The following is a 6,517-nucleotide window of genomic DNA, read 5'->3' as shown; positions in this document are numbered from 1 at the left end:
CACTTTAATTAGTGAAGAGAGAATAAAAATTAATATTATAAACAATAAGGAGGTGTTTGTTATGAACACATACAGAACTCATAAAAAACTTTTCAAAAACGGACTCTTATTTGGAGCGCTCTTGCTCGGCATAGGTTTATCGTTTAAAGAGGCGACACCAGCAAAAGCTGTTACGGCAAACTTCAATGGACCAGTTTATCGCCTTTACAATCCTAATTCGGGCGAGCATGTCTATACAATGGAGCTTACCGAGAAAAATAATCTTGTCAGTCTTGGATGGGGCTATGAGGGAATTCTTGGAACTTCATACTACACGATGAACGGTCAAAGTTATGATAAAATTCCTGTTTATCGTTTGTACAGTAAAAATAGTGGGGAACATCTTTACACCATAAATACGAATGAAGTAAATCAGCTTAAAAATTATGGTTGGGTCAATGAGGGGATTGTCTTCTATGATGCCTCTCATTATGGCTATCCACATGGGGAAATTATCAATAGACTCTATAACCCAAATAGCGGTCAACATTTTTATACTAAAAGTATTGAAGAAACAGCATTTTTAACAAAAATAGGTTGGAATGATGAAGGGGTTGCATTTTGCTTTAGTTCACCAGTACCACCACAATCTGGTCCACTTAGTCCAGCTTAGAAAGGAAACCTTTATGATGAATAAAACAATTAAATTCTATCTACTTACCTCAGCGTTACTTTTATTTTCTCCAAATGTTCTAGCAGATAGCCAACCATTTATACCTGCAGGTGGTATTTCCGCTAGCAATGTTTATCAGCCAGATGGACGAAAAATGATAACAAGTGCTAATCAATTTCCTTACAATACAATTGTATATATTGTAACAGTTGGTGGAAATGGAACAGTCTATTATAGCAGTGGAGTAATTATTGCTCCTAATACAGTATTAACAGCGGGTCATGTAATTTACAATAGACCCAATGGTGGTTATATTAAATCTGCAACGGTTTATCAAGCCAACGCAAACGGGACATACAATTCTAATACAGCTGCTACAGTAACGGGAAAAGTTGCAAACCCAGATTGGTTGGCAAAAGATTCATTGATTACTAATGGATATCCAAGCAATAATGCAGATGATTTAGGAATTCTTAATCTTTCAAAAAATATAGGGTTATCTACAGGTTGGATGGGAATGACATCGACTCTTTCAACTAATCAGACTATCTCTTTGGTCGGTTTTCCAGGAGACCATGCGGGTCAAATGTGGGGAATGTCTGGTAATGTTTCTCAAATTAGCAATCCCTTGTTTAACTACTCTAATATCAGTGAGTTCCCCGGACAAAGTGGTAGCCCTATCTTCAATACAAGTAATAATATTGTAGGGATTAATGTTGCTGACGCGAACTATCCTAATAATACTAACCCTACTCACTATGTCCCCTCATCCCTCGCTTCGCAATATCCCAACTACGGTGTTCAACTCACCGCAAGCAACATTAATTGGATTCAAAATAATGTACCAGCACTAAAATCAACAGCATTATATCGTGTTTATAACCCAAACAATGGCGAACATCTCTATACAAAAAGTTTGTATGAAACGACGACTTTATCAAAAACAAGCTGGAATTATGAGGGTGTCAATTCGCAACAACCAGCGACAGGTAATGCAGTTTACCGACTTTATAACCCTAATTCAGGGGAACATTTTTATAAGACGTCTTCCTTTGAGCGTGATCCACTAGTCAAAGCAGGTTGGCGTTTTGAACAAATCGCTTTTTATTCGGACACAGCAAAACACACGCCAATTTATCGGCTTTTTAATCCTAATGCCAAAGGTAAACAAATCAGTCATTTTTATACATCAAGTTGCGCAGAACGAGATTCACTTGTGAAGATTGGTTGGAGATATGAGCAAATTAGTTGGTATGGACTTTAGATATTAATTATAAAGGATTTTGTGCCTACATAACCCTTTTTATTTCCCAAAAAAGCCAACCAAATAAGCTGTTTTAATCGCTCTCTTTATGGTATACTAATATTTAGAATATTATATAATAAATTGGAATAAACTGTATGAAAATTTTTAAAGATTTGTGGTGGTTTTTTAAGGCAGAGAGAAAAGGTTATGGCGTTGGTCTATTGGCCCTTTTTATTGTCTCTTTGACACACTTGATTCCACCTTTAATTATTGGAAAAATTATTGACCATATTGTTAAGCGAAACTTGACTTTATCTTTAATTCTAAGCTTTTCTGGAATTTTACTGTTGACGGCTTTTGTTGAATATGGCTTTCGCTTTCTTTGGTCAACAAATATTTGGGGTGAAGCTTTTAAACTAGAAAAAATTATCCGTAGTCGTCTTTTTAGACATTTCTTGCGGATGGACACCCTTTTTTATCAAAGAAATCGAACGGGCGATTTGATGGCCCATGCGACGAATGACTTGCAAGCGATACAGAGTGTTGCTGGACTTGGGGTTTTGACTTGGGCGGATTCCTTAATGACGGGTGGGATGACAATCATCGCCATGCTTTTATTTATCGACTGGCGTTTGACGATTATTGCTGTCCTCCCTTTACCTTTGTTAGCGTTAGTATCTAAAATTTTGGGAGACAAAATTCATGTGAGTTTTGAACACGCTCAAGAAACATTTTCGGAAATGAATGATAAAGTTCAAGAATCAATCACAGGAATGAAAGCAATCAAATCTTTTGGCGAAGAAGAACAAGATATGGCTGATTTTCAAGATAAATTGGATAATATTGATAAAGCCTTTGTTCGGGTCAATTGGATTGATTCAATGTATGACCCTCTAATTACTCTGATTGTCGGATTATCTTACACTTTGACAATTCTTTTAGGGGGATATTATGTTGTTCATCATGTCTTAACCCTTGGTCAGCTGGTTGCTTTTGTGACTTATATCGGAAATTTAGTTTGGCCGATGTTTGCAATTGGTGTCCTCTTTAATGTTATTGAACGTGGACGAGCTTCCTATAGTCGAGTAGATAAATTATTAGCTCAAAAAGCAGAATCTAAGATTTCTGAGGGGACTTTAAAAATGCCCAAAGAAGGTGATTTATCTTTTGATATTGAAAGTTTTACTTACCCGAATGAAAATGAAGGACGAAATCTGGAGAAAGTTCAATTTAATTTAAAAGAAGGTCAAGTTTTAGGTTTGGTTGGGCGGACTGGTGCAGGTAAATCAACAATCATTAAACTTTTAATGCGAGAGTTTGACCATTACAAAGGACAAATTACTTTTGCTGATCAGGATATAATGAATTATCAGTTAGATGAGTATTTGCCAGCAATTGGTTATGTTCCACAAGAACATTTTCTATTTTCGATGTCTGTCAGAGACAATATTCGCTTTGCCAAGATGTCAGCGAGTCAAGAAGAAGTTGAAATTGCAGCCAAAACAGCTGGAATTCATGAAGACATTATTACTTTTCCTGAAGGATATGACACTTTGGTCGGGGAGCGTGGGGTTTCGCTTTCTGGTGGACAAAAACAAAGATTATCTATTGCGAGGGCACTGCTTATTCAGCCTAAATTATTGATTTTAGATGATGCATTATCAGCGGTTGACGCCAAGACCGAACAGTTGATTTTGTCAAACTTGAAGGCTCTGCGTCATGAGAGTTCAACACTGGTTGTCAGCCACAGATTGTCATCAGTAATGGAAGCCAATGAAATTCTCGTTTTAGACGAAGGAAAAATTATTGAGCGTGGTCTGCATGAAGATTTGGTGAAAACAGGGGGCTGGTATGCTCAAATGTGGCAAATGCAACAAATTGAAAGTCATTTAACAGCCACTGATAAAGATGAAAATTTACTGACAGACTCGTCAGGAACTTTGAAAGGGGGAGAAAATGGAGAAATCTACTGACAAAATGTCTGTCAGAGAAAGTTGGCAAGTTTTTAAATATATTTTTAAATTCTTACTTCCATTCAAAAGGTATTTTATTTGGGCTTTTGTTTTTAGTGTGATTACAACAGCTCTGGCTTCACTGATGCCTTTTGTTTTATCAGTTTTTATGGATTCTTATTTGACTCCAATGAAAGCAACTGACCAGATTATTTTCTATTTTGCAGGACTTTATCTGCTTCTAGCAATAATTAATTCAATTGCTTTCTTTTTCAAATGGAATTATCTTCAGAATGGTTCAATTTTTGTCAATCAATACATCCGTAAGAAAGTTTATGGAAAAATTCATCAGCTAGGTATGAGATATTTTGATCAGAAGCCAACAGGCTGGCTGATAACCAGAATTACAAATGATACTGATTTATTTGATTTCTGGCAGACTTTATTTAATGCATTGACAAGTGTTCTTTCGATTGTCATTGCATTTGTTGCTTTGTTTGTTATTGACCACAAAATTGCTCTGGTAATGTTGTTGATTTTGCCATTATTGATTTTGGCAGTTATCATTTATCAAAAAGTGAGTACAAAAGTTTACCAAGCCATGCTTGCTAAACGTTCAGAGTTAAACACGAAATTAAATGAATACATTTCTGGTATGAGGATCATTCAACAGTTTCGTCAAGAAAGTCGTTTGGGAAATGAATTTGAAAAAACAAATGATGAATACTATGGTTATAGAAAAAAAGTCATTCAAATTAATGGTATTTTGCTGAGTCCTCTGGTAAACTTCTTGATGGCAATTTCTATTGTAGTAGTCTTACTGATGTATTCTAATCGGAGTTTACATGCAGTGGTTGAAGCAGGATTAATTTACGCCTTTATCAGTAATGTTCAAATTTACTTTAATCCTATTTCAGGACTAATGGATTCTTTGTCAAACTTTTCAAATGGTTTAGTGGCTTCTAGTCGTATTAAAACAATTATGGAAGAACAGGAATTTGCCCCAAAACAAGGAAGCGAAAGTTCTGTCAGCAAAGCTCCACTGATTGAACAAGGAAAAATTGAATTTCGAAATGTCAGTTTTTCTTATGACGGAGAACATCAAGTTTTGAAAAATATTTCTTTCATTGTAAATCCTGGAGAGACGCTTGCTTTTGTCGGACACACTGGTTCTGGTAAATCAAGTATTATCAATGTCTTTATGCGTTTTTATGAATTTACAGAGGGCCAAGTTTTGATTGATGACCAAGATATTCGGACCTTTACTAAAGAAGAACTTCGCCATAAAATTGGTTTAGTTTTACAGGATTCCTTTATGTTTGTGGCCTCTGTGACTGACAATATTAAAATGATGAATTCTCAAATTACTGACGAAGCTGCGAAAGAAGCTGCGAGATTTGTTCAAGCTGACCATTTCATCAAGGATTTAGAAAATGGTTATGAAACAAAAGTCATTGAAGGTGGGGCTGCTTTTTCAGCTGGCGAGCGTCAGTTAATTAACTTTGCTCGGACAATCGTCCGAAATCCAAAGATACTCTTATTAGATGAAGCAACGGCTAATATTGATACTGAAACAGAAGCCCTTATCCAAGACGGGTTGACAAATATGCGTCAAAATCGAACGACAATGGCGATTGCTCACCGCCTGTCAACAATCAAAGACGCTGACCAGATTTTAGTCTTAAATAAGGGAGAAATTATTGAACGAGGAAATCATGATGAACTCTTAGAGCTTAATGGATACTATGCTGACATGTATCGAATTCAAACATTACAAAAAGAACTTTGAAACCACTGTTATCAGTTGTTTTTATTTTTATCAGATTATCTGATAAAAAGATTGACAAAAAATGAAATAAGAGATATAATATAAGAAAGTTTGATAAAATGATGGAAAAGGAGGAGTTATGAATTTTGGTCAGAATTTAAAAAAACTCAGAAAAGAAGCTAAACTTACGCAAAGTCAATTAGCAGATAAACTAGGAATGAAACAAAATGCTTACGTCCTTTGGGAGCAAAAGGCAACTAACCCAACTTTAGAATTATTAGAAAAGCTAGCAGATATATATGATTTACCCATTCAAGAATTAATCAAAAATCCTGATAATGGTGCAGAAAAACAATTAATTGATAATTATCGTTCGCTGACAGGAGAACAACAGGAATCTGTCATTAATTTCACTGATTTTCTTATAGAACAGAATAAAGCAGATCTCATTGATTTGAAAACTTATAGACGTTCTTCATTACAGTATGCTGTTGTTGAAGACGAAGCACTTTCAGCAGGTTTTGGTCAAACAGCCAATAACACAGGCGGACATTATAGAGCATATACAACAGAAAATCTTGGACGATATGATGGCGCTGCCAGAGTTAAAGGTGAATCCATGGAACCAGATTTTCCAAATTTTTCTATTGCAACATTCTTACACACAGGTTTTGGACGGAGTGGAGATGTCTATGCCATTGCTGAAGGAGATTTGGGAGAAGAACGCTTATATATTAAGCAAGTATTTGAAGAAGAAGACGGAAATTTCCGAATTCATTCACTCAATCCAGACCCACAATACAAGGACTTTTATCTAGGAAAGGAAGATAATTTCCGCATTATTGGGCCAGTGGTTGATAATTTTGAAGAGATTGAAGAATCACAAATAATAGATTAAA

General features: G+C 35.6%; 5 protein-coding genes. All 5 read left to right on the top strand.

The features are described from left to right. The first annotated feature begins 61 nt into the window (after positions 1 to 61). The 5 genes from LLA01S_RS07045 (at position 62) to LLA01S_RS07025 (ending at position 6,516) form a co-directional block, all read left to right on the top strand. Complete coding sequence (locus LLA01S_RS07045) at positions 62 to 652, top strand: hypothetical protein (protein WP_014572677.1); 591 nt, start codon at positions 62 to 64, stop codon at positions 650 to 652. Between the two features lie 13 nt (positions 653 to 665). Next, positions 666 to 1,916, top strand: coding sequence for a trypsin-like peptidase domain-containing protein (locus LLA01S_RS07040; protein WP_061778047.1), 1,251 nt, complete (start codon positions 666 to 668; stop codon positions 1,914 to 1,916). A 137-nt stretch (positions 1,917 to 2,053) separates the two neighbouring features. After that, the gene (locus LLA01S_RS07035) at positions 2,054 to 3,871 is read left to right on the top strand and encodes an ABC transporter ATP-binding protein (protein ID WP_032950127.1); all 1,818 of its coding nucleotides are present in this window, start codon (positions 2,054 to 2,056) and stop codon (positions 3,869 to 3,871) included. Continuing rightward, the gene (locus LLA01S_RS07030) at positions 3,855 to 5,639 is read left to right on the top strand and encodes an ABC transporter ATP-binding protein (RefSeq protein WP_032950124.1); all 1,785 of its coding nucleotides are present in this window, start codon (positions 3,855 to 3,857) and stop codon (positions 5,637 to 5,639) included. Before LLA01S_RS07035 ends, LLA01S_RS07030 begins: the two co-directional genes overlap by 17 nt. A gap of 118 nt (positions 5,640 to 5,757) precedes the next feature. Then, complete coding sequence (locus LLA01S_RS07025) at positions 5,758 to 6,516, top strand: helix-turn-helix domain-containing protein (protein WP_061778046.1); 759 nt, start codon at positions 5,758 to 5,760, stop codon at positions 6,514 to 6,516. The last annotated feature ends 1 nt before the right edge of the window (position 6,517 follow it).

The organism is Lactococcus cremoris subsp. cremoris NBRC 100676 (genome assembly GCF_001591705.1).
Lineage (GTDB): Bacteria > Bacillota > Bacilli > Lactobacillales > Streptococcaceae > Lactococcus > Lactococcus cremoris.
Note: the sequence above shows the minus strand (reverse complement) of the source record. Positions and strands in the feature narration are given on the sequence as shown.

What these genes read in the sequence shown, in the direction of transcription:
- LLA01S_RS07045 (WP_014572677.1), top strand. Translation starts at nt 62, where the DNA reads ATGAACACATACAGAACTCATAAAAAACTTTTCAAAAACGGACTCTTA.
- LLA01S_RS07040 (WP_061778047.1), top strand. Translation starts at nt 666, where the DNA reads ATGATGAATAAAACAATTAAATTCTATCTACTTACCTCAGCGTTACTT.
- LLA01S_RS07035 (WP_032950127.1), top strand. Translation starts at nt 2,054, where the DNA reads ATGAAAATTTTTAAAGATTTGTGGTGGTTTTTTAAGGCAGAGAGAAAA.
- LLA01S_RS07030 (WP_032950124.1), top strand. Translation starts at nt 3,855, where the DNA reads ATGGAGAAATCTACTGACAAAATGTCTGTCAGAGAAAGTTGGCAAGTT.
- LLA01S_RS07025 (WP_061778046.1), top strand. Translation starts at nt 5,758, where the DNA reads ATGAATTTTGGTCAGAATTTAAAAAAACTCAGAAAAGAAGCTAAACTT.